This window comes from Spirillospora sp. NPDC052269 (assembly GCF_040679435.1).
Classification (GTDB): domain Bacteria; phylum Actinomycetota; class Actinomycetes; order Streptosporangiales; family Streptosporangiaceae; genus Spirillospora.
This window is the reverse complement of sequence record NZ_JBFAUU010000003.1, coordinates 299160-324603: the sequence shown is the minus strand read 5'-3', so window position 1 is coordinate 324603 and position 25444 is coordinate 299160. Positions and strand designations below refer to the sequence as shown.

The 25444-nt window shown below is 74.8% G+C and carries 18 protein-coding genes; 12 read left to right on the top strand and 6 right to left on the bottom strand.

The features are described 5' to 3' along the window. Positions 1-48 precede the first annotated feature (48 nt). Both AB0L06_RS07950 and AB0L06_RS07945 read right to left on the bottom strand, forming a co-directional pair. Entirely contained in the window at positions 49-1503 is a 1455-nt protein-coding gene (locus tag AB0L06_RS07950) for a metallopeptidase TldD-related protein (protein WP_500230175.1), read from the bottom strand. Then, the gene (locus AB0L06_RS07945) at positions 1500-3002 is read right to left on the bottom strand and encodes a TldD/PmbA family protein (RefSeq protein WP_500230174.1); all 1503 of its coding nucleotides are present in this window, start codon (positions 3000-3002) and stop codon (positions 1500-1502) included. The genes AB0L06_RS07950 and AB0L06_RS07945 overlap by 4 nt, the downstream gene beginning before the upstream one ends. A gap of 244 nt (positions 3003-3246) precedes the next feature. On the opposite strand from AB0L06_RS07945, the gene AB0L06_RS07940 reads away from it, so the two are divergent. From AB0L06_RS07940 to AB0L06_RS07905, 8 genes are all read left to right on the top strand, one after another. Next, positions 3247-3900, top strand: a complete 654-nt coding sequence (locus tag AB0L06_RS07940) for a winged helix-turn-helix transcriptional regulator (protein WP_500230173.1) — start codon at positions 3247-3249, stop codon at positions 3898-3900. Between the two features lie 239 nt (positions 3901-4139). Next, positions 4140-4961: a hypothetical protein gene (locus AB0L06_RS07935; RefSeq protein WP_500230172.1), complete on the top strand. Its 822-nt coding sequence runs from the start codon at positions 4140-4142 to the stop codon at positions 4959-4961. Between the two features lie 87 nt (positions 4962-5048). Beyond that, positions 5049-6323: an ABC1 kinase family protein gene (locus tag AB0L06_RS07930; protein ID WP_500230171.1), complete on the top strand. Its 1275-nt coding sequence runs from the start codon at positions 5049-5051 to the stop codon at positions 6321-6323. 297 nt (positions 6324-6620) lie between these two features. After that, a complete protein-coding gene (locus AB0L06_RS07925; protein WP_500230170.1) occupies positions 6621-7544 on the top strand; it encodes a DUF1702 family protein in 924 nt (307 codons plus the stop codon). After that, complete coding sequence (locus tag AB0L06_RS07920; RefSeq protein ID WP_500230169.1) at positions 7541-9523, top strand: CRTAC1 family protein; 1983 nt, start codon at positions 7541-7543, stop codon at positions 9521-9523. The genes AB0L06_RS07925 and AB0L06_RS07920 overlap by 4 nt, the downstream gene beginning before the upstream one ends. Then, a complete protein-coding gene (locus AB0L06_RS07915; protein ID WP_500230168.1) occupies positions 9520-10542 on the top strand; it encodes an enediyne biosynthesis protein UnbU in 1023 nt (340 codons plus the stop codon). The genes AB0L06_RS07920 and AB0L06_RS07915 overlap by 4 nt, the downstream gene beginning before the upstream one ends. Further along, on the top strand, positions 10539-16061 hold the full coding sequence (locus AB0L06_RS07910; protein WP_500230167.1) for an SDR family NAD(P)-dependent oxidoreductase: 5523 nt from the start codon (positions 10539-10541) through the stop codon (positions 16059-16061). Before AB0L06_RS07915 ends, AB0L06_RS07910 begins: the two co-directional genes overlap by 4 nt. Continuing rightward, positions 16058-16483, top strand: coding sequence for an acyl-CoA thioesterase (locus AB0L06_RS07905; protein WP_500230166.1), 426 nt, complete (start codon positions 16058-16060; stop codon positions 16481-16483). Before AB0L06_RS07910 ends, AB0L06_RS07905 begins: the two co-directional genes overlap by 4 nt. Here AB0L06_RS07905 and AB0L06_RS07900 read toward each other — a convergent pair. Beyond that, positions 16474-17448 carry a helix-turn-helix domain-containing protein gene (locus AB0L06_RS07900; RefSeq protein ID WP_500230165.1) on the bottom strand — a complete coding sequence of 325 codons (975 nt, stop codon included), beginning with the start codon at positions 17446-17448 and terminating at the stop codon, positions 16474-16476. The genes AB0L06_RS07905 and AB0L06_RS07900 overlap by 10 nt on opposite strands. 71 nt (positions 17449-17519) lie before the next feature. Here AB0L06_RS07900 and AB0L06_RS07895 point away from each other — a divergent pair, with 71 nt between their 5' ends. Beyond that, a complete protein-coding gene (locus AB0L06_RS07895; RefSeq protein ID WP_500230164.1) occupies positions 17520-18560 on the top strand; it encodes a saccharopine dehydrogenase NADP-binding domain-containing protein in 1041 nt (346 codons plus the stop codon). 11 nt (positions 18561-18571) lie between these two features. On the opposite strand, the gene AB0L06_RS07890 is transcribed toward AB0L06_RS07895, so the two are convergent. Together AB0L06_RS07890 and AB0L06_RS07885 are read right to left on the bottom strand one after the other, a co-directional pair. Further along, positions 18572-19738: a cytochrome P450 gene (locus AB0L06_RS07890; protein WP_500230163.1), complete on the bottom strand. Its 1167-nt coding sequence runs from the start codon at positions 19736-19738 to the stop codon at positions 18572-18574. Positions 19739-19845: 107 nt separating this feature from the next. Continuing rightward, positions 19846-20454, bottom strand: coding sequence for a TetR/AcrR family transcriptional regulator (locus tag AB0L06_RS07885; RefSeq protein WP_500230162.1), 609 nt, complete (start codon positions 20452-20454; stop codon positions 19846-19848). Between the two features lie 133 nt (positions 20455-20587). Here AB0L06_RS07885 and AB0L06_RS07880 point away from each other — a divergent pair, with 133 nt between their 5' ends. Then, complete coding sequence (locus AB0L06_RS07880; RefSeq protein WP_500230161.1) at positions 20588-21388, top strand: class I SAM-dependent methyltransferase; 801 nt, start codon at positions 20588-20590, stop codon at positions 21386-21388. 8 nt (positions 21389-21396) lie between these two features. Here AB0L06_RS07880 and AB0L06_RS07875 read toward each other — a convergent pair whose 3' ends face one another. Beyond that, entirely contained in the window at positions 21397-22218 is an 822-nt protein-coding gene (locus AB0L06_RS07875; protein ID WP_500230160.1) for an ATP-binding cassette domain-containing protein, read from the bottom strand. A gap of 201 nt (positions 22219-22419) precedes the next feature. On the opposite strand from AB0L06_RS07875, the gene AB0L06_RS07870 reads away from it, so the two are divergent. Both AB0L06_RS07870 and AB0L06_RS07865 read left to right on the top strand, forming a co-directional pair. Beyond that, positions 22420-23217 carry an SAM-dependent methyltransferase gene (locus AB0L06_RS07870; protein ID WP_500230159.1) on the top strand — a complete coding sequence of 266 codons (798 nt, stop codon included), beginning with the start codon at positions 22420-22422 and terminating at the stop codon, positions 23215-23217. 111 nt (positions 23218-23328) lie between these two features. Continuing rightward, positions 23329-25422, top strand: a complete 2094-nt coding sequence (locus AB0L06_RS07865) for a HelD family protein (RefSeq protein WP_500230158.1) — start codon at positions 23329-23331, stop codon at positions 25420-25422. Positions 25423-25444 lie beyond the last annotated feature (22 nt).

Genomic DNA, 25444 nt, shown 5'->3' with positions numbered 1-25444 from the left:
CGGGACACGGTCACGACTGCTCCCGCACTCTACAATTTCACTTTAAAATTATCTAGTGTCGCGAACGGTGACGTCCGTGACCCGGAGCGGCGGGACGGACGTGCGGGAGAGGCCGTCGTCCCACTCCCGGGCCAGTGCGGGCGCGCTCCGCCCGATCTCCGTGACCCGCTCCAGCATCCGGACGATCCGCTCGCTGAATCTGAAGTCGTCGACGGATCCGACAACCTCGCCGTGCTCGATGAGGTACACGCCGTCCCGGGTGGATCCGGTCAGCGCGAGCGTCCGCGGATCGGTCGGGCGCAGGTACCAGAGGCTGTTCACGAGCAGCCCGCGCCGCGTGGTCGACACCATCTCGGCGAGGCCGGGGCCGTCCGGCGGGCCGTCCAGGACGAGGTTGCCGATCCGGGGCGTCGGCGGCAGCCCGCACGCTCCGGCCGAGTGCCGCGTCTGGACGAGCGCGGTGAGCACCCCGTCGTCCAGCCAGCGCGTGGGACGCAGCGGAAGCCCGTTGTCGAACACCGACATGTCGCCGCCGGGGGCGCGGACCAGCGCGAACGGCGCGCACTCCAGTCCCGGCAGGGCGGGGTCGCCGCGCAACGTGAGGCCGGGCGCGGTGAGGCGCTCGCCGAGCCTCGGCGTTCCGTCCGGGGTGGCGAAGGGCGATGCGCCCTCGAGCGCGTCGCGCGCGTCCATGGCCTGGTAGACGTGCAGCAGCAGGTCGGCCACGCAGGACGGCGAGAGCAGCACCTCGTAGTCGCCCTTCGGCAGGGGGACGCGTCGTGCGGCCCACCGGATCCGCTGGGATAGGTCCTCGCGCAGCCGCGTGAGGGCCGTCGCCGAGTCGAACGGCCCGGTGCTCGGCAACGGCACACCGCCCCAGGTGGAGGCTCGCCCGTCCGTCGTGTCGCGCGCGGTGAGGTCGATCAGCCCCTCGCGCTGCCGGTGCCGCAGCCTCACCCCTGTCGACGTGGCCAGATAGGTGGTCCGGACGACATGCTCGGCATAGCCGTAGAGCTGCTGTCCGTCCTCACGCGCCTGCGCGAAGGCGGCCTTCAATCCTCCGCCCAAGCCCGCGAGCCACTCCGCGCCGTCCTGCTCGGAAAGGTTCTCCACGGCCTCGTGTCCGGCTTCGGCAGGAGTGAGCAGCGGCATCGTGTCGGGGGAGGCCGGGGATTCGAGCGCCGCGCGTTCGGCTTCCGCGACGAGGCGCGCGACATCCTCGCCCGGATCACCGTGCCGAGTCATCGCGGCCGTGGCGGCCGGGGGCCGGGCCGCGGTGGCCGTGCCGCGGCGTCCCGCGGCCAACGCCACGACCGTGACCCGGTGGTCGCGGACGAGACCCGCCGTGGTCACCGCGTTCGCCGCCCAGCGCGACTGCGCGGCGTCCTCCACGTCCACGATCACGACGCAGCCCTCGGACCGGCTCGCCTTCAGCGCGCGTTCCGCGACGTCCCAGGCAGCGCGCTCGGCCGCGCCCGCCGCCGGATCCTCGGCACCGGTCATGCTCCCGCCTCCCGCGCCGTGTTGACGACCTCGATCCCGGCGAACACGGCGGGCGGCGCGCCGTGGCTCGCCGCCGACGCCTGGACGGGCTGCCCCTTGCCGCACAGGTCGGCCCCGAACACGCGGTAGTCGGCCCGTCCGCCCAGCGCCCGCAGCGACCGCCAGAACTCGGTGGTCTCGCCCTGGTAGGCGGCGTCCCGGACCTGCCCGGCGAGCCGCCCGTTCTGGATCAGGTGGCATCGCTGCGCGGTGAACCGGAAGTTCCGCCGCCGCCCGTCGATCGTCCAGCCGTCCGAGCCGACGACCAGCAGCCCCCGGGACACGCCCGCGACGAGCTCCTCCGTGGACGGCCCGTCCGGCGCGGGACGCAGTGACACGTTCGGCATCCGCGCCAGCGGCGCCCGCAGGCCCGACTCGGCGTACGCGCAGCCGGTCGAGCGGTCCGCGCCGACGGCGCGCGCCGTCGCCCGGTCGGTCTGGAAGCCGGTCAGGACGCCCTCGGTGACCAGGTTCCACGACGTGGCCGCCACGCCCTCGTGGTCGAAGCCGGTCGTCGCCAGCGCGTGCGGGGTGGTGCGGTCGGCGATCACGTTCATCAGCTCCGAGCCGTAGCGCAGCCGCCCGAGCCGGTCCGGTGTGGCGAACGTCGTCCCGGCGTAGCCCGCCTCGTGGCCGAGCGCGCGGTCCAGTTCGGTCGCGTGGCCGACCGTCTCGTGGATCGTCAGCCACAGGTTGGACGGGTCGACCACCAGGTCGTACAGGCCCGGCTCGACCGGCCGCGCGGAAAGCTTCCCGGCCAGGTGGGCGGGCATCCCGGCGACCTCGCCGGCCCAGTCCCAGCCCTCGCCCGCCAGGTACTCCAGGCCGCGCGCGGTGGGCGGGCCGAGGGTCCGCAGGGTCGCGACCGCGCCCGTGCGCTCGTCCATCCCCACGGCCAGGAGCTGCGGATGGATCCGCAGCCGGTGCTGGAGCGTCACCGTTCCTGCCAGGTCGGCGTAGTAAGTGGTCTCGTCCGCGACCTTGAGCTTGGCGTGGACGTGCGCGACGTGCGGCACGGCCAGCAGCGCCCGGCTCCAGGCGGCCAGCGGCTCGGTCCACTCGCCGCGCGGGACGGTGAACGGGTCGACGCGGTGCCCGGACGTCCACTCCGCGTCCCGGTGCACCGGCTCGCCGACCGGCTCGACCCGTTCGCCACCCGCCGCCCGGCAGGCCCGCGCCACCGCCACCGCCCGCTCGGCCGCCGACGCCGCGGCCTCCCGGGACGGCCCGGCGACGCCCGCGAACCCCCGGAACCCCTCCCACACGACCGACACCCCCACGGCCGTGTGGACCTCGTCGGAGACGCCCGCCGGACGCCCGTCCCGCAGCAGGGCCAGCCCGGAGCGGCGCCGCTCGACCCGCACCGCCGCGTGCCGTGCGCCGAGCGCCGCCGCACGGTCGAGCGCGGCGGCCGCGACCGCCGGGGGAGGCACGTCGGTGAACGCGGGATCCAGGGTCATGATCACCTCCGGGTACGCACGCCGGGTCACTATATTTACATGAAGCTCAGGAGAACTCCGAGGTTGACGATCCCGACCCTCGGGAGTTATCCAGGGAGGCGACACGAAACCTCCGTTCCCGCCTGCCCATCGGCGCGGAGGGCCTCCGGGCCGAGCCCGGCCGGGGCCGCCGGGCCGGGGGACGCGCATGCGTCGACGCTTCCAATCGAGATATGGTTGTGAAGTGGAACGTGGAGGTTCGGTCATGAAGCAGCAACGTCGCAACTACGGTCAGTACTGCGGGCTGGCCGGCGCCCTCGACGTCGTCGGCGAGCGCTGGACCCTGCTGATCGTCCGCGAGCTGCTCACCGGGCCGTGCCGCTACAACGAGCTCCAGGCGAACCTGCCCGGCATCGGCACCAACCTGCTCGCCGAGCGGCTGCGCTTCCTGGTCGACACCGGGCTCGTCCGGCAGCGCGCCAAGGACGGCTCGAAGGTGAGGATGTACGAGCTCACCGCGCAGGGCGAGGCGCTGCGCGAACCGGTGCTCGCGCTCGCCCGCTGGGGGCTCGGCCTGCTCGCCGCCCCCGGCTCCGAGGACGCCGTGCGCCCGCGCTGGGGAGCGCTCGCGGTCGAGGCGATGATCGACCCGTCCGCCGCCGGGCGGGACGAGCGCTACGAGTTCCGCATCGACGACGAGGTCTTCCACGTCGAGGTCGCGGACGGCGAGGTCGGCGTCAGGCACGGCAAGTCCGCGCTCGACCCCGCGCTGGTCGTCACGACCGACGCGCGCACGTTCGTCGAGATCGGCTCCGGGCGGCTGACCCCGCTGGAGGCCACCCTCACCCACCGCCTCGTGATGGAAGGCGACGCCGACGCCACCCTGCGCTGCTCCCGCCTGCTCGGCCTGGTCGGCTGACCCCGCCCGGCCCCCGCGTCTCCGGCGTGTGCGCGCCTGGCGTCCCATCGGTCTCTCTTCGCGGGCAGGGCCTTCTGGCTTGACTACATCTAAGTGAAGTGATCCCCTGGACGGGCACGAATGATGTCCCCTCGTGCGCCGTTCGGGCGGATCCCGGCCCACCTGCCGGGTGGCCGTCCCGACGGCGGCGACCTCGGTGCCCGTTTCGGGCCCCACACCGAGAACGGATGAGGTGCGCGATGCCGGAAGTGGCGGGTGCGGACGCCGTGCCCCGGACGTCGGCCCCCCAACGGCCTGGCCTCCAGCAGAAGGCGCGCGAAGCGGCCCGGAGCCTCGCGCCGAGCCTCGCGCCGGTGCCGGAGCGGCCGTTCCTCACGGCCGGCCCGCTCACCTCGTTCGCGTTCGGGGTCGAGTCCGCGCTGGGCCACCGCCCGCTGCGCTACCTGGTCGCCCGCAGGTTCGCCGAGACGGCCACGCTGACCTGCCTGTTCGTCCTCGAACCGGACCAGCTGGCCGGGACGTACGTGACCATCCGCGAGGACCGGGCCCGCGCCGACTGCCAGGTGTGGACCTACGTGCCGACCATGCGCCGGGCGGTGCGGATCGTCGAACGCCACGTCTTCGGCTGCCTGCCGCTCACCCGGGTCGGCTACCTCGACCTGATGGCGTGGCGGCACCCGGCGCTCGGCGACGTCCCGGAGGACCGGGAGGCCGACGTGTCGTGGAGCGGCTGGCCCGGCGCGCGGGCCCACTGCTACCTGGGCCCCGGTTCGACGCCGGGGCTGACGGTGACCGAGGCGGTCGACCCGGTCAGCGGGACGGTCGTCGCCCGCTCGGTGGACCGCCGCGGCGTGCCCGAGCGGCGCTGGCAGGTGCTGAGGCCGGGACCGCCTGAGCTGCCCGCGCGGATCGGGGTGGGCGGGCCGGACGCGGGGACGGCCACGGAGTTCCGCCGCCTGGGGGATCCGGTGGAGGTCCCCGAGGGGGCGTTCGACGACGGGCCGCGCGCGCTGTGGGACGCGGTCGGCCGCCGCATCCCCGCCCTGGCCCCGCGCCGCTGACGGGGCCGCGCCATGGAATCGCGGAGCGGGACGTCCGGCGGCACGCGCGGTCACGGACCGTCCGGTGGCGGGTGCGGACGGTTTCCTTTGCGGCGGAGCGCACGGGTCGCACTGCTCTGCGTCCCGGCCGTCCCGAGGATCGCGTTCGCGGCGCTGGTACCGGACGGGCGGCCGCGGTCGGCGCGCGTCGCCGGTGAGGTCGCGGGGCTGCTGGAACGGCTCGGCGGCGCGTTCGTCAAGGCCGGCCAGCTGCTCGCCACGAGGGTCGACCTGGTCGGGGAACCCTTCGCGGCGGCCCTCGGCAGGCTGCACGACGACGTTCGGGCCGGCGCGGCGCCGCCGCTGCCCGAACGCTTCCGGGACTGGACGGCCCGTCCGGTCGCGGGCGGTTCGGTCGCCGTGGTGTACCGGGCCTGGCCTCCCGCGGACGCGCCGGACGACCGGCCGGTGGCGCTGAAGGTGAAGCGGCCGGGCGTGGCGGCGGAGATCGCGGGCGACCTCGCCCTGCTGGGCTGCGCCGCGCGGGTGGCGGCGCGGCTGCCGGGGCTGCGCCGCGTCCCGCTGGCCGAGATCCTGGACGAGCTCGGCGGCCTGCTGCTCGCGCAGCTCGACTTCCGCGCCGAGGCCGAGAACCTCGCACGGCTGCGGGACGCGCTGGCGGACGAGGCGGACGTCCTCGTCCCCGCGCCGCTGCCCGAGTGGTGCGACGACGACGTGATCGCGATGGAGTTCGTCCCGGGGCTGGACCGGCGGACGCCCGCGAACCTGCCGCCGGAGGCGCGCAGGGCGCGGGCGACGACACTGGTCCGCGCGGTCTACCGGCTGCTGTTCGTCGACGGCCTGGTGCACGTCGACCTGCACCACGGCAACGTCTACTTCCTCCCGGACGGCACGGTCGTGCTGCTGGACGCGGGCCTGGTGCGGCGGTTCAGCGCCGCGGCGCGGCACGGGTTCGCGGAGTTCTTCGGCGGCATGGTCCGCGGGGACGGCGGCGTGTGCGCCGACGCGCTGCTGGCCACCACCCGCGGCGGCGTTCGCGGCGGCGTCCGGGGTGTGGGTGTGCGGGGTGCGGGTGTGCGGGGTGCGGGAGGTGTGCGGGACGTCGGCGGGTTCCGGCGGGAGGTGGCCGACCTGGTCGGTCGGAATTCGGGGGCGACCGCGGGAGAGTTCCGGCTGTCGGCGTTCTGCCTGCGGCTGTTCGACCTGCAGCGCCGGTACCGGCTGTACGCCGAGCCGGAGTTCGCGTTCCCGATGCTGTCGCTGCTGGCCGTCGAGGGGACGGTCAGGCGCGACCATCCCGGCATGGACTTCCAGCTGGAAGCGGCTCCCTACGCCCTGGAGGGGCTGCTCGGGAAACCGTGAGACGAGCCTCCAGGACAGGGTGATGAGGCCGACCGGAAACAGGGTCGCGGGACGGCCGGTGCATTTTCTGTCCGGTCGTATCGAATGTCGCACCGCATAATTCACCGGAATCGGCGGGCGTGGTTGATATGTCCATGACCTGCTGAGACTCTGTCGTTATGGCCGCATCCGGACAGTGCAACATAACCGTCCTTGACGCTTCACTTCAGTTTTTGTTAGTCCTGTGGGTGTTCTGCCGAGGAGGTTGCCTTGGTCACGTCCGTCCCTGCCCAGCGGACCCCACTCCTTTTCCGTCCATTGGTCCTTGACGACCGAACTATCCGACTCGACAAGACTGGTCACGCGACCGGAGACCCGGACGTCCGGGAACGGCTCGACGCGGTGATCGGCGCGTTCGCCGCCGGGTACAACACCGGCCTCGCGACCGGCCGCGGACCGCTGGGACCGGCCGGCGCCCCGGCCGCGCTGGCCGGGTTCGCGCACGAGGGCGCGGCGATGAGCCGCACGCTGCTCGACGTCCTGACCGGCACCCGCGGCCGCCGCGTGGCGGGCCTGCTCGAGGGGCCGGGCCGCCGCCACTTCCACCTCGTGCACGTCGGCGCGGGCTGGGCGTACGCCCGCCTGCGGATGCGCCCCTGGTTCGGCGTGTCCGGCGCCCGCGGCCTGCCGCGCTGGCTGGTGTGGGACGGCTGGGGCTTCCACCAGGCGTTCTTCCGCCCGGTGCCGGTGCTGTACGAGCAGCGGGTGGAGCGTTTCGCGCGCGGTCCCGCCGCCTCCGTCCGCGACCAGGGGGTCGGCCGCGCGCTGTGGTTCCACGCCTGCGCCGACCCCGACGCCGTCGGACGCGTCGTCGCCGGGTTCCCGCCGCACCGCCGCGGTGACCTGTGGGCGGGGATCGGGCTGGCGGCCGCCTACACCGGGGCGCGGCCCCCGGACGTCCTGGACTCGCTGCGGCGGATCGCCGACGGCCACCGCGCCGACCTCGCGCAGGGCGCGGCGTTCGCCGCGAAGGCGCGCGTGCTGTGGGGCGAGGTGCCCGACGACGTCCGCGCGGCGGTGGAGACGCTGTGCTCGGCGTCGCCCGAAGCCGCCGCGAAGTGGACGGACGTGGCGCACGACCAGGCGGCCGAGTACGGCGACACCCTCGCGGACTACCAGTACTGGCGGGCTCTGACCCGCCGGGAGTGGCGGCGGGGCGACGGCGGGGTGGCGGAGCGGTGAAAGGCGTTCTGAACAGCCGATTCCTGCGCTCCCGGCTCGTGCAGGTGTGCTCGGTGCTGCTGCTGGTCGCGGGCTGGTTCGTCGCGAGCCTGCCCGAGACGTCCGACGCCGACGCGGCACGGCTGGCGCGGCGGTTCGCGTTCCAGCGCGTCCCGCTGAACGGCACGGCCGTGCCCCGCGACGTCCGGCGGGTCGCGCCCGCGTACCGGCACATCGACCACTGGATCTCCTCGGTCGGCGCGGCGGTCGCGCTCGCCGACATCGAGGGCGCGGGCCGCCCGGTCGACACGTGCGTCGTGGACCCGCGCGACGACTCGGTGACGCTCGCCCCCGTCCCCGGCTCCGGCGGACGCATGCCGACCCTGAGGCTCACGCCGACCGGGTTGCCGTTCGACGCGACGATGGCGCCGATGGGCTGCACGCCCGGCGACTTCAACGAGGACGGCCTGACCGACGTCCTCGTCTACTACTGGGGACGCTCGCCCGTGCTGTTCATGCGGACGCCCGAGCCGCTCGGGAAGCCCGGCGCGTTCGTCCCGCAGGAGCTCGTGTCGCCGCGCCAGACCTGGAACACCAACGCCGTCTCGGTGGCGGACGTGGACGGGGACGGCCACGCCGACCTCGTCATCGCCAACTACTTCCCGGACGGCGCGCGCGTCCTCGACCCGCACGCGAGGCAGACCCAGCTCGTCATGCAGCGGTCGATGTCGGCGGCCTACAACGGCGGGCGCAAGCACATCCTGCTGTGGAGGTCGGGGCAGGGCGGCGCGCATCCGTCCGCGGCCTACACCGAGCCGCCGAGCCCGCTGCCCGACCGGACGTCCAAGGGCTGGACGCTCGCCACCGGCGTCCAGGACATCGACGGCGACGGGCTCCCGGACCTCTACCTCGCCAACGACTTCGGCCCGGACCGGCTGCTGCACAACCGGTCCACGCCCGGGCATCTGAGGTTCGAGGAGGTCAAGGGCGTCCGGCACTTCACCACGCCGAAGTCCAAGGTCATCGGCCAGGACTCGTTCAAGGGCATGGGCGTGGCGTTCGGCGACCTGGACGGCGACGGCGTCCCCGACATCTTCGTCAGCAACATCACCCAGGAGTACGGCCTGCTGGAGAGCAACTTCGCCTGGCTGAGCCAGGGCCGGAAGGTCTTCCAGGGCAGGACCACCCGCTACGACGACCACAGCGAGTCGCTCGGGCTGGCGCGCTCCGGCTGGGCCTGGGACGTCAAGATGGGCGACTTCGCCGGGGACGGCGGCACCGAGATCGTCCAGGCGACCGGGTTCGTCAAGGGGAGGGTGAACCGCTGGCCGCAGCTCCAGGAGCTGGCGATGACCAACGACGACCTGCTGAACCACCCGGGCGCGTGGCCCGACTTCAGGCCCGGCCGCGACGACGTCTCCGGACAGGACCACGACCCGTTCTTCGCGCGGCTGCCGGGCGGCCGGTTCGTGGACGTCTCCCGGCGCCTGGGCGTCGACGACGACAGCGTCTCGCGCGGCATCGCGCTCGCCGACGTCCAGCACGACGGACGGCTCGACTACGCGGTCGCCAACCAGTGGCGGCAGTCGTTCTATTACCGGAACGTTCGGACGAACCGGTCGCCCTACCTCGGGCTGCGGCTCGTCCGCCCGGCGGGAGGCTGCACCGCCCCGGCCGCGCGTCCGGCCGGGAAGGCGAACGCGCCTTCTCCGGCAGGGAGGTCGAGCGGCGCGGTGACACCGGCGATCGGCGCGTCCGCGCGGCTGCTCGCGGGCACCGGAGGCGTCCGGACGGGCCAGGTCTACCCGGCCAACGGGCACGCCGGCGTGTCCGCGCCGGAGCTGCTGTTCGGCCTGGACGGCGGCACCGCGAACGTCCCGGTCCGGCTCTCCTGGAGGGACGCCTGCGGCACGCTCCACACCGGTGAGGCGCGGTTCGCTCCGGGCTGGCACACCGCACTGCTGAACACCGACGGGTCCATCCGGGAGGCGGGATTGTGAGTTCCACGACCAGCTCCAGCTCCACCACGACCGGAGGCGCCACCGCGGCGGTCGGGGCCGTCCGGCCCGCCAAGGACCCGCGGGTCGCCGCGCTGCGCCGGTTCGCGATCTCGATCTCGGCCTTCACCGTCCTCGGGCACACCGTCCTCGGGTTCGAGCAGGCGTACGCGACGCCGGTCGTCGCGCTCGCCACGGCGTACGTGCTGGAGATCGGCCTGGAGACCCTGGACGCGTGGGCCACCCGCCGTCCGCGCAAGTTCGCGGGCGGGCCGCGCGCGCTGGCGGACTTCCTGCTGCCCGCGCACATCACCGCGCTCGCCTGCGCGATGCTGCTGTTCGCCGACAGCCGGCTCGGCCCGGTCATGTTCGCGGTGACCATCGGGATCACCTCGAAGTACCTCGTCCGGGTGCGGGTGAACGGCAGGGTCCGGCACGTGCTGAACCCGTCGAACCTGGGCATCGCCCTGGTGCTGCTGATGTTCCCGTGGGTCGGGATCGCCCCGCCCTACCAGTTCACCGAGTGGGTCGGAGGCCCGCTCGACTGGGTCGTCCCGGCGCTGATCCTGGTGTCCGGGACGGCGCTGAACGCGATGCTCACCCGGAAGACGCCGCTGATCGCGGGCTGGGTCGGCGGGTTCCTGCTCCAGGCCGTCCTGCGCGCGTTCCTCACCGACACCGCGATCGTCAGCGCGCTGCTCCCGGTGACCGGCGTCGCGTTCGTGCTGTTCACCAACTACATGATCACCGACCCGGGGACGACGCCGGCGAAGCCGCGGAACCAGGTGTTGTTCGGTCTGGCCACGGCCGCCGCGTACGGCGTCCTGGTCGCCTTCCACGTGGTGTTCGGGCTGTTCTTCGCGCTGGTCGCGGTGTGCGCGCTGCGTGGGGCGGGCCTCGCGTTCCTGTCGTTCCGCGACGCGCGGCGGGCGGGCGCGGCGGTTCCGGCCGTCCCCGCTCAGCGCGGCGCCGATTCCGCCGACTCCGCCGGTTCGACGGGCTCGGCCGGTGAGGGACGGTGAGCGGCGTGCCCGGGGCGTCCGGGGCCGCGATCGCCGTCGTCGGCACCGGATGCCGCTATCCGGACGCCACGTCACCCGCGCAGCTGTGGGAGAACGTGCTGACGGGGCGACGCGCGTTCCGTCCGCTCCCGCCCGGACGGCTGAACCTCGCGGACTACGCGGGCGACGGACCCGATTCGACCTACGTCCGGAAGGCCGCCGTCCTCACCGACTGGACGTTCGACAGGGCCCGGCACCGCGTGTCCGGGGCGAGCCACCGCGTCACCGACCCGGTGCACTGGCTCGCGCTGCAGGTCGCCGCCGAGACCCTCGAGGACGCCGGGTTTCCGGACGCGCGCGGCCTGCCGCGCGACCGCGTCGGCGTGGTGCTCGGAAACTCCCTGACCGGCGAGTTCAGCCGGGCCGGGCTGCTGCGGCTGCGCTGGCCGTACGTCGCCCGCGTCGTCCGGGACGCGCTGGCGGACGGCGGTCTCGGCGATGCCGAGGCCGCGGCGCTGATGGCCCGGCTGGAACGCGGGTTCAAGGCGCCCTTCCCCGAGCCGACCGACGAGACCCTGGTCGGAGGGCTCGCCAACGCCGTCGCGGGCCGCGTCTGCAACCACTTCGACCTGCGCGGCGGCGGCTTCACCGTGGACGGCGCGTGCGCGTCGTCGCTGCTGGCGGTGACCACGGCCTGCGCGGCCCTGTCGTCCGGCGACCTGGACCTGGTGCTGGCGGGCGGCGTGGACGCCAGCCTCGACCCGTTCGAGCTGGTCGGCTTCGCGCGGCTGGGCGCGCTGGCCACCGGTGAGATGCGGATCTACGACGCGCGGCCCACCGGGTTCCTGCCCGGCGAGGGCTGCGGCATGGTCGCCCTCATGCGCGCCGAGGACGCGGCGGAGGCGGGACGCGTCCCGCTGGCGCTGATCCGTGGCTGGGGCGTGTCGTCCGACGGGAGCGGGGGACTGACGAGGCCCGCCCGAGACGGGCACGTCCTCGCGATGCGCCGGGCGTACGCGCGGGCCGGGTTCGGGCCGGACACCGTCGCGCTGTTCGAGGGGCACGGCACGGGGACGGAGGTCGGCGACCGGACGGAGCTGGAGGCGCTGATCGCCGTCCAGGACGGGCGGCGCCTTCCGCCCGCCGCGCTCGGTTCGGTCAAGGGCAACATCGGGCACACCAAGGCCGCGGCCGGCGCCGCCGGGCTACTCAAGGCCGTCCTGGCGCTGCACCACCAGACCATCCCGCCGACGGTCGGCTGCGAGACCGAGCACGACCTGCTGCGCACGCCGGACGCGCCGCTGCGGACCGTCCGCGAGGCCACCCCGTGGCCGGACGCGCCGCTGCGGGCCGGGGTGAGCGCGATGGGGTTCGGCGGGATCAACACCCACGTCGTCCTGGAGGCGGCCGAGCCCCGGAGGCCGACGCGTGCGCGCCGCCTCCCGCGGGGCGCCCTGGACGCGGAGGTGTTCGTGGTGGGCGCGGCGTCCGCCGAGGCTCTCGCGGGGAAACTGGAACGGCTGGCCGAGCGCGCCGACATCTGCGCTCTCGCCGAACACCTCGACGTGGCGGCCGCCCTCGCGGACATCGCGCACAACGACGATGAAGCGGACATGGCCGTGCGCGCCGCGCTCGTTGCGAGGACGCCCGCCGAGGTCGCCGAACGTGCTCGGCGGGTAGCGGCGCGGTTGACGGAGGGTGGGGTGTTCGGGCTGGTCAGCGGGCCCGGGTACTGGTTGGGGAGCGGGCCGTCCGGACGCGTCGGGCTGCTGTTCCCCGGGCAGGGCGCGCCCGTTCGGAGCACCCACGGGGCGCTGGGCGTGCTGCTGCCCGATCTCGAACCCGTCCCCTCGGCCGTTGAGGCGCACGGGCACGACACGGCCGTCGCGCAGCCCGCCGTGCTGCGGTCCTCGCTGGCCGGGCTGCGGCTGCTGGACGCGCTCGGGGTCGTGGCGTCCGGGGCGTCCGGGCACAGCCTCGGTGAGATCACCGCGCTGTGCTGGGCGGGCGCGATCGGCGCGCGGCAGGCCGTGGACCTGGCCGCCGAACGCGGCCGGATCATGGCCGCCACCGGCGACAAGGGCACCGGGATGGCCGCGCTGGCGGCTCCGTCCGGCACGGTCGCCGACCTCGTCGCGGGCACCGGTGTCACGGTCGCCGCCGACAACGGGCCCGTCCAGGTGGTCGGCGGTCGGCTCGTCGATCTCGAAGCGGTCGCCGAGCGCGCCGGGCGGGCCGGGATCAGCGCCCGGACGCTGCGCGTCAGCCACGCCTTCCACACGACGGCCGTCGCCGCCGCCGCGCCCGGAATCGCGCGGGCGCTGGAGCGCACGGAGTTCGGCCGGCCACGCCGGACGGTGTTCTCGACCGTCACCGGACGCGCCCTCGATCAAGTCGATGACCTGCGGGAACTCCTCGTCCGGCAGGTCACGGCCCCGGTGCTGTTCGAGGCGGCGCTGACGGCCCTCGCCACCACCTGCGACCTGCTGGTGGAGTGCGGGCCGGGCCACTCGCTGACCGCGTCGGCCGAGCAGATCACCGACGTCCCGGTCGTGACGCTGGACGCGGGCTCGGCCTACGGCGAGCCGATGGCGAGGACGGTCGCCGCGCTGTTCGCCGCCGGGGCCGTCCGCGACGTCCGGCCGCTGTTCGCGGGGCGTTCCCACCGGCCGATCGACCTCGGCCGGCCGCCGGTCTTCCTGACGAACCCGTGCGAGAGCGCCCCTGCCGTTCCGGTTCCGAGGACGGAGGCGGCCGCCGAGCGTCCGGTGGAGCCCGCGCCGGACGGCGGCGACCCGCTCACGGTCGTCCGCGCGCTGGTCGCCGAGGCGCTGGAGCTGCCCGCCGGGATGATCGGGGACGGGGACGGGCTGCTCGCCGACCTGCACCTGAACTCGCTGCGCGTCACCCAGCTCGCCGCCGAGGCCGCCGTCCGCTGCGGCCGGACGGCCCCGTCCGCGCCGCCGCGGCTCGCGTCCGCGACCGTCGCCGCACTCGCCGAGGCCATCGCCGATCTCCCGGTCTCGGACGGCGCTCGCGACACGGTCGAAGGAGTCGACCGCTGGTTCCGCGTGTTCGCGCTGGGGCGCCGTCCGGCGCGTCCGGCGCGTCCGGCGGCGGACGGGGGAGCGCGGGCATGGCGGCTGAGCGGTCACGGCCCGCTCTGGAAGGCCGTCGCGCCCCTGCTCCAGGACGATCCGGGCGCTCCGCCCGCCCACGCGGTGTTCCTCCCCGAGGACCCGGCCGACCAGGCCGTCTCGGACCTCCTCGCGGCGGCGGCCGAGGCCGTCCGCGACGATGTCGCGCTGACCGTGGTCGACCACGGCGACACCGCGTCGGGCTTCCTCGGCGGCCTCGCGCTCGAACACCCGGGGCTCGCGCTGCGCCGGATCGCCGTCGAGGACGTCCCCGCGTCGACGGTCGCGGGGGCGCTGTCCGGCGCGTGGGACGGGTTCGCCGAGGTGCTCGTCGACGCGTCCGGCACCCGGTTCGAACCGGTGCACCGGCCGCTCGCGCTGTCTGCGGACGGTCCGCCACTCGCGTCCGGCGACGTCCTGCTGATCACCGGAGGAGGCCGCGGCATCGGCCTGGAAACGGCGTCCTACCTGGCGAAACGCTGGAAGGTCCGGCTCGCGTTGCTCGGCCGCGCGGACCCCGGAGACGACCCCGGGCTCGCCGCGAACCTGGCGCGACTGGACGACGAGGGCGCGACGTTCGGCTACGCGTCCGCCGACCTCCGCGACGCACGCTCGGTGCGGTCCGCGCTGGGTCGGCTGACCGCCCGGCTCGGCCCGGTGCGCGGCGTCGTCCACGGCAGCGCCGTCAACCGCCCGGCCCGCTTCACCGACCTCGGCGAGCGGGACTTCGCCGACCACGACGCGCCCAAGCGGCTCGGCCTCCGCACCCTCCTGGACGTCCTGGACCCGGCCGGGCTGCGCCTGCTGGTCACCTACGGCTCGGTCATCGGACGCTTCGGACTCCCCGGCGAGGCCCACTACGCCCTCGCCAACGGCAGGCAGCGCGAACTGGCCCGCGTCCTGGCGCGCGAGCTGCCGGGCTGCCGGGTGCGGAACATCGACTGGACGGCCTGGTCCGGCGCGGGCATGGGGGAGCGGCTGGCGGTGCTGTCCACGCTGACCCGCACGGGCGTCGACCCGATCCCGGTCGAGGCGGGCGTCCGGCTGCTCGCACGCGTCGCCGAGTCGTCCGCCGGACCCGCGACCGTCGTCGCCAGCGGCCGGCTGCCCGCGCTGGAGGTCCGTGCGGGTGCGGCACCCGCGCTGGAGGCTCGTGCGGGGGCGGCACCCGAGCTGGAGGTCCGGGCGGGGGCGGCGCTGACGCACACGCCCGGCGTCGAGGCCGTCACCGAGACCCGGCTGAGCGTGGCGGACCTGCCGTGGCTGCCCGACCACCGGATCGACGGCCTGCTCGTCCTCCCGGCCGTGGCCGCGCTCGAGCTGATGACGCGCGCCGCCCGCGCGCTCACGGGCGAACCGCTCACCAGCGTGACGGACGGCACCTTCACGCGGCCGCTCACCATCCCGGACGGGGGCGAGCGCGTCGTCCGGGTGTGCGCGCTCACGGACGAGGACGGCGGAGGCGTCCGCGTCGCGCTGCGCAGCGACGAGACGGGCTTCGACGCCGACCACTTCACCGGCACCGTCACGGCCGCGTCCGCCCTGCCCGCAGTGCCCACCTCCGAGGGCGTCGTCCCAGTTCACGACGGCAGGACGCTCTATGGGCCGCTGTTCTTCCACGGCCCGGCGTTCCAGCGGCTCCGGCACTACGAGCGGCTCGAGGCGCGCGGCTGCCGTGCCGTCCTCGACCCCGGCGTCGTCCAGGCGGAGAGGGACGGGGATCTTGGTGACCTGTTCCGGAACGACGCGTCCATCCACGTCCTGCAAGCGTGCGTGCCGCACCGGCGCCTCCTGCCGGTCGGCTGCGACCGGTTCACCCTGCACGCCGCCGCGCAGTCGGACGGCCCGCTGACCCTGACGGCCAGTGAGCGCTCGCATCACAAGGCCGACCACACCTACGACGTCCTGCTCACCGACGCGTCCGGCGCCCCGGTGCTGAGCTGGGCCGGGCTGCGGCTGCGGGACGTCGGACCGCTGCTGGACGGCCGCGACCTCCCGTCCGTCCTCGTCGGCCCCTACGTCCAGCGCCACCTGGACGACCTGCTGCCCCGCGCCGCCGTCCGCCCCGGCTCCGGAGGGCTCGCCGCCGGAGCCGCAGGAGCCGCGCTCGCCACCACCCCCGACGGCGACCCGGACCCCTGGCCCGGCGAGGCGGAACGGCTCGCCCGGCTCGTCGGCGAGCCGTCCGCGCGGTCCCTCGAACGCCTCCGGACCGTCGCGGCGTGCGTGCGCGCGGCGGGCGGCGACCCGTTCGAACGTCCGACGGCGGGCGGCGTGTACGAGAACGGCTGGGTCACGCTCAGCACCGGCACCCACGAGATCGCCTCGGCCGTCGTCGCCGTCACCGGCCGGGACGCGCCGCTGGTGCTCGCCGCGGCGGCCAGGAAGGGGACGGGCCCGTGACGCGACGCTTCTACGAGTACAGCCACCGCGTGACGTTCTCCGACACCAACGTCGTCGGCAACGTCTACTTCGCCTCCTACCTGGCCTGGCAGGGCGCCTGCCGCGAGCTGTTCCTCGCCGACCACGCCCCCGGCGTCGTCGAACGGCTGGACGGCGACCTCGCCCTCGTCACCGTGTCGTGCGCCTGCGACTACCTGGCCGAACTGAGCGCCTTCGACCACGTCTCGGTGCGCATGACGCTGTCGGAGCTGGAGGACAACCGCGTCACGATGGGCTTCGACTACTACCGCACCGGAGGCGGCCCCGCGCTGCTCGCGGCGCGGGGCGCGCAGACCATCGCCTGCATGGCCCGCACCCCCTCCGGCCTCGCGCCCGCCGCCATCCCGGACGACCTGCTCCTCGCCCTCCGCCCCTACGCCTGACCGACGTTCGCCCACCGGCTGCGGAAGGTGCGGCGGTAGGCGTCCGGCGGGACGCCGACGGTCCGGTTGAAGTGCCGCCGGAGCGTCGCCGCGGTGCCCATACCGGTCGCCGCGGCGATGGCGTCCACGCTCTCGTCGGTGGTCTCCAGGAGCTCCTGGGCCCGGCGGATGCGCTGGGTCAGGAGCCACTGCAGCGGCGTCGTGCCCGCCGTCGCGCGGAAGTGCCGCCCCAGGTGGCGGGAGCTGATGTTCGCGCGCCGCGCCAGGTCCTCGACCGTGAGCGGCTCGTCGAGCCGTTCGGAGACCCAGGCGAGCAGGTCGCTCAGCGGATGGTCGCCGCGTTCGGGGACCGGCGTCGCGACGAACTGGGCCTGCCCGCCCGGACGATGCGGAGGCACGACGAGCCTTCGTGCCGCCGCGTTCGCGACGGCCGAGCCGTGGTCGAGCCGGACGAGATGCAGGCACAGGTCCAGGGCGGCCGCCTTCCCCGCCGAGGTCAGGACGCTGCCGTTGTCGACGTACAGGACGTCCGGGTCGACCTCGACGTCCGGATGGCGGACGGCCAGCGCCTCGGTGTGCGCCCAGTGCGTCGTGGCGCGGAGTCCGTCCAGCAGGCCGGCGGCGGCCAGCACGAACGCGCCCGTGCACAGCGACGCCACCCGCGCGCCCGCCTCGTGCGCCGCGCGGACGGCGGCGACCAGGTCGGGCGGGGGATCGGCGTCCACCTCCGCCCAGCCCGGAACGATCACGGTGTCGGCGAGCGGGAGCCGGTCGAGCCCGTCGTCCGGCTCGAGGAGGAAGCGGCCGTCCGCGCGCAACGGGCCCGCGCCGCAGATGACCGGCTCATACCAGGACCCGGCCAAGGCCGGTCGAGGGGAGCTGAACAGCTCATACGCCAAGGCCAGCTCGAAGTGCAGGATCCCGTCCGCGACGGCCACCGCGACCGTGTGTACATCTTTGGGCATGTCCGGAAGTGTACGCATCTTGTCGTTCCGGACACTCGTGCGGTACCCCCGCGGGCCGCGACGATTTCCCTATGAACGAACTTCTTGAGAACGGCCGGACGGTCGCGGTCTACGGCGCGTACGGGCACACGGGCCGGTTCGTCGTGGCGGAGCTCCTGGCGCGCGGCTTCGTGCCCGTCCTGGTGGGCCGTGACGCGGCGAAGCTGAACGACCTCGCGGCCGCCCACCCCGGGCTCGACACCCGGCCCGCCGCGGCCGACGACCCGGCGGCGCTCGACCGCGCGCTGGCCGGCGCGGACGCCGTGATCAACGCCGCGGGGCCGTTCGCCGTCACGGCCGCGCCCCTGATCGAGGCGGCGCTGCGCGCCGGGATCCCCTACGTGGACGTCGCGGCCGAGATCGAGGCCAACCACGACACCTTCGACCTCTTCGCCGACCGGGCGCGCGCCGCCGGGACCGTGGTCCTCCCCGCCATGGCCTTCTACGGCGGGCTCGGCGACCTGCTCGCCACCGCCGCGATGGACGACTGGACCGAGGCGGACGAGGTCCACGTCGCCTACGGCCTCGACAGCTGGCACCCGACGTCCGGGACCCGCGCCGCCGGCGAGGTCTCCCACCGCCGCCGGAACGGAAAGCGCGTCCGCTTCACCGCGGGCCGGCTGCAGTACCACGACGACGAGCCGTGGACCCGCAAGTGGACCTTCCCCGAGCCGACCGGGGCCCGCGAGGTCCACGGGGAGTTCACGATGGCCGACGTCGTGACGATCCCGAGCCACCTGCCCGTCCCCGAGGTGCGCACGTACATGACCGTCGAGGCGGCGAAGGACCTGTCGTCCCCCGACACGCCCGCCCCCACTCCCGCGGGCGAGGACGGACGGTCGGCGCAGTCGTTCGTCGTCGACGTCGTCGTGGTCTCCGGCCTCACCGAGCGCCGCGCCACGGCGTCCGGCCGCGACATCTACGCCGTCACCGCGCCCCTGGCCGTCGAGGCCGTCGACCGGATCCTCACCGGCCGCACCAGGACGACCGGCGTCGCCTCGGCCGGCGAGCTCTTCGACGCCCGCGACTTCCTGGCGGCCCTCTCACCCCACATCACCGTCGACCACGGGTGACGGCCGCCGCGTCACCAGCGGACGGGGAGCCTCGCGGGGCCGGTCACGATGCCGCCCGTGCGCCACGGGACCTCGTCTGCTGGGACGGCCAGCTCCAGCTTCGGGAACCGCTCGGCCAGCGTGCCGAGCGCGACCTCGACCTCCTGCCGCGCCAGGTTCGCGCCGAGGCAGAAGTGCGGGCCGTGGCCGAACGTCACCAGCGGCACGCCGCCCGTCCGCCGGTCCGGGACGAACGCGTCCGGGTCGTCGTAGACGGCGGCGTCGCGGTTGGCCTCGGCGAGCATCGGCAGGACGGTCTCCCCGGCCCGGACGGTCCCCGACGCGAGCTCGACGTCCTCGGTCGCCAGCCGCGGCATCGCGACGGTCGCGGGCGTGTCGTGCCGCAGCACCTCCTCCAGCAGCGCGGGATCCGCGGCGGCGGGCCAGCGGCCCGCGGTCACCAGCGTGAACACCCCGGACGCGACCATGTGCGCGGTCGTCTCGTGCCCGGCCGTGATGATGTTGATGACCATGCTGACCAGCTCCGGCCCGGTGAGCCCGCGGCCGTCGCCGTCCTCGCCCTCGTCGCGCGCGGCGATCAGCACGTCGATCAGCGCGTCGCCCGGCTCCTCCCGGCGGGCCTCGACGAACTCCTCCACGTAGCCGCGGAACTCGACCCCGCTCGCCGAGCGCCGCGCCGCCCCCTCGGTGCCGGTGGACAGCGCCACGTCCGCCCAGCGCCGGAACCGCTCGCGGTCACCGTCCGGGACGCCCAGCAGCTCGCAGATCACCCGCACCGGAAGGGGGAACGCGAACGCCGTCAGCAGGTCGCACGGCGGCTCCCGCCCGGCCATCCCGTCCGCCAGCTCGGCCGCGATCGCCTCGACGCGCGGACGCCACGCGGCCGTCCGGCGCGGCGTGAACGCGCCGGACACGATCCGCCGGATCCGAGTGTGCCTCGGCGGGTCCATGTTCAGCATCGAGGACCGGTCGTCGTTGACGTCGCCGCCCCGGGCCAGGCGCGGCCCGCCACGCCGCAGCTCGCGGCTGAACCGCGGGTCCGACAGCACCTGCCGGACGTCCCCGTGCGCGGACACCGCCCGCATCACGTCCCCACTCGGCACCCTGACCTCCGGCAGGCCGCCCGTGCGTCCAGCGCCGTTCGCTGGTTCGGAGCCCTTTGCGGGTTCGGAGTTCATACCGCCTCCCTCGTCCGGCTCCTCCATGCTCCCGGACGACCCGCCGGACGTCGAGGGCGACCGGAGGCCGTCTGGAGCATGGCCGGATCCGGGTGCCTCGCACGGAGCTAGAGGGAGTCGTCCTCCGGCTCCGGGACGCCGAGGTAGCGGACGAACATCCGGGCGATGAACCGGGCGATCTGGTCGGGCGGGCCGTCCGACAGGATCAGGTGGCTCATGGTCAGCCGCACGGCCGCGTCGGTGACCTCGGCGAACGCCTCCCGATCCAGGTGCGGCCACTGCTCGTGGGCGTGCTCGACGATCCGCGTGGACGCGGTGAACAGCACCGGCTCGGCCTGCGTGGTCAGCAGCGGCAGCAGCTCGTCGCCCCCCGCGCCGGTCAGCACCACCTTCTTCAGCGGGTCGTTCGCCGAGGTGAGCAGCGTGTACCGGACCGCCTCCGCGACCGCCGCGTACAGGTCGTCGTGCTCGGCCAGCACCCGGTCGATGCCGTCCAGGTAGCGCTCGTTGTCGCGCAGCACCACGGCCTGCGCGAGCCCCCACTTGTCGCCGAACTCGTTGTAGACGGTCTGCCGGCTCACCCCGGCGGCCTCCGCCACGTCACGCATGCGCAAACCCTTGTAGCCGTTCTGGACGAGGAGCTCGGCGGCGGCGTCGAGCAGCGCCTCGCGGACCGGACTCGAACGGTCGGGAGCGGCGGGTTCGGACGGGGTCATCGACGACTCCGGGCTTGCGGGCGGGTCCGGGACGGAGACGGGCGGGAGACGGTGGGCAGCGGACGGTGACGTACGCATGGGCTCACGGAAATCCGCTCGCTGTCAAGGATCGGTCCTCCATATGATCACCGACGTGACGAGCGACGAATACCTGGACGTCAACCGCGAGTTGTGGGACGAGCGCGTCCCCATTCACTTCGGCAGCGACTACTACGACGTCGCCGGGTTCCGGGCGGGCGTCGACACGCTGCGCGACTTCGAGACCGCCGAGGTCGGGGACGTCTCCGGCCGGACGCTCGCGCACCTCCAGTGCCATTTCGGGCTCGACACGCTGTCCTGGGCCCGGCGCGGCGCGACGGTCACCGGGCTCGACTTCTCCGAGCCCGGCGTCGAGGTCGCCCGGGGCCTCGCGGCGGAGACCGGCATCGACGCCCGGTTCGTCCAAGCCGACGTCTACGACGCGCGCGAGGCGCTCGGCGCGACCTTCGACATCGTCTACACCGGGATCGGCTCGCTGCCCTGGCTCCCCGACCTCGGCCGCTGGGCCGAGACCGTCGCCGCGCTGCTGAACCCAGGCGGGTTCCTCTACCTCACCGAGTTCCACCCGTTCGCGGACGCCCTGGACGAGGAGACCGGCACGACCGTCGAGTTCGACTACTTCGACCAGTCGCCGCAGGAGGGGGACGAGCCGGGCACCTACGCCGACCGCGACGCCGAGACCCGCAACAACCGGTCGATCTCGTTCGTGCACGGCATCGGCGATGTCGTCAGCGCCGTCGCCGCCGCCGGGCTGCGCCTGGAGTTCCTGCACGAGCACAGCCACACGCTCTTCGCCCGATACGGGGCCTCGGAGAAGGACGGCCCGATCTACCGGCTTCCGGAGGGCCGTCCGCGCATCCCCCTGATGTACTCCCTCCGCGCCACGCGCGCCTGATCCACGGTTCAGCCCGCGCAGGCCGTCCGGACGAACGTGTCGCCGCGGACCTCGGCCGGCGGGCCGCAGGCGACGACGCGTCCCCGCGACAGCACGTGGACGGTGTCGCACACGCCGAGGACGCGCTCCAGCTCGCGTTCCACCAGGACGACGGCGAGTCCCTCGGCGGCGAGGTCGCCGAGCAGCACCTCCAGTGAGCGGGACGCCGCCTCGCCCAGCCCGGCGGACGGCTCGTCCAGCACCAGCGCGCGCGGACGGGCCGCGAGGGCGCCCGCCAGCCCGGCGAGCCGCGCGACCTCCGGTGGCACGGCGTCCGCCCGGTGCGCGGCGAACTCGGCGATGCCGAGCCGGGCGAGCAGCAGGTCGGCGGTCTCGCCGGCGCGGGCCACCGCGTCCCGGCGACGCCGCCGCGCGTCGCGTCGGTCGCGTCCGGCGATCTCGCGGCAGGCGACCTCGGCCTCGGCGGCGGCCCGGACACCGTCGCGCAACGTCCGCCGCGCCGACCGGCCGCGCGTCGGGGGCGGCTCCTGGAAGGTGCGGGCGACACCGTGCCGGGCGACCTCGCCGGGGGAGCGGCCGAGCAGGTCCGCGCCGTCCAGCCGGACGCTGCCGGCCGCCGGGCGGCACAGCCCGCAGATCACGTCGCAGAGCGTCGTCTTGCCCGCGCCGTCCGGGCCGAGCAGGCCGGTCACCGCGCCGGGCGGCGCGGTCAGCCCCGCGCCGTCCACGGCCGTGACCCCGCCGAACCGCACCGTCACGCCCGCTGCCCGCAGCCCCTCGCCCGGAGCCGTCAGGACCGGGGCCCGCCGTTCGCCCGTCCGCATCGCCATGTGATTCCCATCACGTGATCCAGATCACGACGAGCCTACGATAGCGGCGCGGCCGGTCCCGGATCGACCCCTCCGGACGGGACGTATCACCGCGATTCCCCACCCGCCCCGGTCCGTCCGGTCTACGATCTTGGCGCGCGGCCGGGCGGCGCCGCGCCCCCCGAGGGCCGCCCGCGAAGCGGCCCGAGATCCGGAGGACGGATGGCCCAGCACCAGCCCGCGGCGGAGGTCGACACCTCCAAGCCCAGCGTCGCCCGGATGTACGACTACTTCCTCGGCGGCAAGGACAACTTCGCGGTGGACCGCGCCGCCGCCGACCGGATCAAGGCGGTCGTGCCCGACACCTACGAGCTGGTCTGGGAGAACCGCCGCTTCCTGCGGCGCGCGATCGACCACCTCACCGGCCTCGGGATCCGCCAGTTTGTGGACATCGGCGCGGGCCTGCCCACCCAGGGCAACGTGCACGAGATCGCGCAGCGGACGGTCCCGGACGCCCGCGTCGTCTACGTCGACAACGATCCGATCGTCCTCGCGCACGGCCGGGCGCTGCTCGCCGACGACAGCAGCACCGGCGTCATCCGCGCCGACCTGAGGCATCCGGAGACGATCCTGGGCCACCCCGAGCTGCGCGAGCTGGTGGACCTGTCGCAGCCCGTGGCGCTGCTGCTGGTCGCGATGGTCCAGTTCGTCCCGGACGAGGACGATCCCGAGGGCCTGGTCGCCGCCTACCGGGACGCCCTCGCGCCCGGCAGCCACCTGGTTCTGACCCACCTCACCGACACCGGGACCGACCCCGCCGGGCGCGCCGCCGCCGAGTCGGTCTACAAGGGCGCGAGCTCGCCGCTGACGTTCCGCTCCCACGACCGCATCGCGGGGTTCTTCGGCGACTTCGAGCTCGCCGAGCCGGGCGTCGTCCACGCCTGCGACTGGCGTCCGGACGAGGAGGCCGCCGAGTACCGCACCGACTGGCTCCTCTCCGGAGTGGCCCGCAAGCTGTAGCCCTCTGGCCCGCGGGCCGTGGCGGCGGTCGCCGAGGGGCTCGCAGACCGTCCGGGCCGGTAAAGTCGATGGTTTCGCCATCGACCACTCTCCGACCGGAGGTCCGTTCGCATGCCCGGAGAAACCCTGCCCACAGTGGCGCCCGACGTCCTGACCGCCGAGCGCGATCATCTCGCGGCGGCCCGCGAGGCCCTGCGCCGGATGCGCGAGCACGCCGCGGGCCTGTCGGCCGACATGGCCGCGGACTGGGTGTCGCGGAAGTACTTGGAATCGCTGCTCGACCAGAGGGTCGCCGCGCTCGCCGACCACCCCGACACCCCGCTGTTCTTCGGCCGCATGGACCGGGACGCCGAGCAGGCCCGCGACAGCCCGGACGACGAGTCCTCGGCGTCGCCCACCGGGGACGACGAGGACGGCGAGGGCGCGGGGCTCGCCATGATGTACGTCGGGCGGCGGCACGTCCACGACGACGGCGGCGAGCGGCGGCCGCTGGTGCTGGACTGGCGCGCCCCGGTCTGCCGCGCGTTCTACCAGGCGGGCCCGGCCGACACGATGGGCTGGCGGCTGCGCCGCCGGTTCGGGTTCCACGGCGGCGAGCTGACCGCGTTCGAGGACGAGCCGCTCGACGCGCCCGTCCACACGTCGGCGCTGCTCACCGCCGAGATCGAGCGTCCACGCACCGGCCCGATGCGCGACATCGTCGCCACCATCCAGCCCGAGCAGGACGTGATCGTCCGCGCCGACCTCGGCCGCACGGTGTGCGTCCAGGGCGCGCCCGGCACCGGCAAGACCGCCGTCGGCCTGCACCGCGCCGCCTACCTGCTGTTCACCCACCGGGAGCGGCTCGCCCGGTCCGGGGTGCTGATCGTCGGGCCGAACCGCGCGTTCCTCGCCTACATCTCCTCGGTCCTGCCCGCGCTCGGCGAGGTCCGGGTCGACCAGGCCACCGTGGACGACCTGCTGGGCGCGCCCACCGGTACCGAGCCCGCCGCCGTGTCCGCCGTCAAGGGCGACGCCCGGATGGCCGAGGTGCTGCGCAAGGCCGTCTGGCGGCACATCCGCAAGCCCGAGGAGGGGCTGGTCTACACGAGCGGCGTCGCCAAGTTCCGGGTCCCCGACCACGAGGTCCGGGAGATCGCCGCCGGCCTGCGCGGCACGACCCGCTACGCCGCCGGACGCGACATGTTCGCGCAGCGTCTCGCGCACCGGATCCTCGTCGGGATGGAGCAGCGCGGCGGAGCCCCCGACGACCGCGTCCAGGACCAGGTCGTCCGGTCGCGTCCGATGAAGCAGCTGCTCGACGCGGTCTGGCCGAAGCTCACGCCCGAGATCGCCCTGCACGCCCTGCTCTCCGACGCCGACGCGCTGGGCACCGCCGCGCGCGGGATCCTCACCGACGAGGAGCAGGCCGCGATCCTGTGGGCCAAGCCCCCGCGCTCGCACCGCTCCGCGAAGTGGACCGCCGCCGACCGCGCCCTGCTGGACGAGCTGGGCGACCTCATCGAGCGCACCCGCTCCCTCGGCCACCTGGTCGTGGACGAGGCGCAGGACCTGTCCGCCATGCAGCTGCGGGCCCTCGGCCGGCGCTGCGCCTCCGGGTCCGCGACCGTCCTCGGCGACATCGCGCAGGGCACGACGCCCTGGTCGGCGCGCTCCTGGGACGAGGTCCTCGGCCACCTCGGGCAGGAGGGCGAGGTCACCGAGCTCGCCGTCGGGTTCCGCGTCCCCGGGACCGTCCTCGACTTCGCCGCCGCCCTCCTCCCGCACATCGCGTCCGGCCTCGCCGCGCCGCGTTCGCTGCGTCCGGGCGCGGGCGCGCTGACCGTCCGGCGGAGCGACGAGACCACGAAGGACGCGGCCGACACGGCCCGCGGCCTGCTGGAGCTGGAGGGGACGGTCGGGCTGATCGTCCCGGACGCCGCCGTCGCCGCGCACGCCGAGTCCCTCGCCACCGCGGGGATCGCGCACGGCGTGCTCGACGACGCGTCCACCGGCGAGGACGAGCGGCTCCAGGTCGTCCCGGCGACCCTCGCCAAGGGTCTGGAGTTCGACCATGTCGTCGTCGCCGAGCCCGCCGCGATCGCCGCCGCCGAGGAGCGCGGCCTCGCCCGGCTCTACGTCGTGCTGACCCGCGCGGTGACCTCCCTGACCGTCCTGCACAGCGAGCCCCTCCCCGCGCCGCTGGCGGAGGCGCCGCGTCGTTGACGGGCCCGCGGACGGCTCCCTA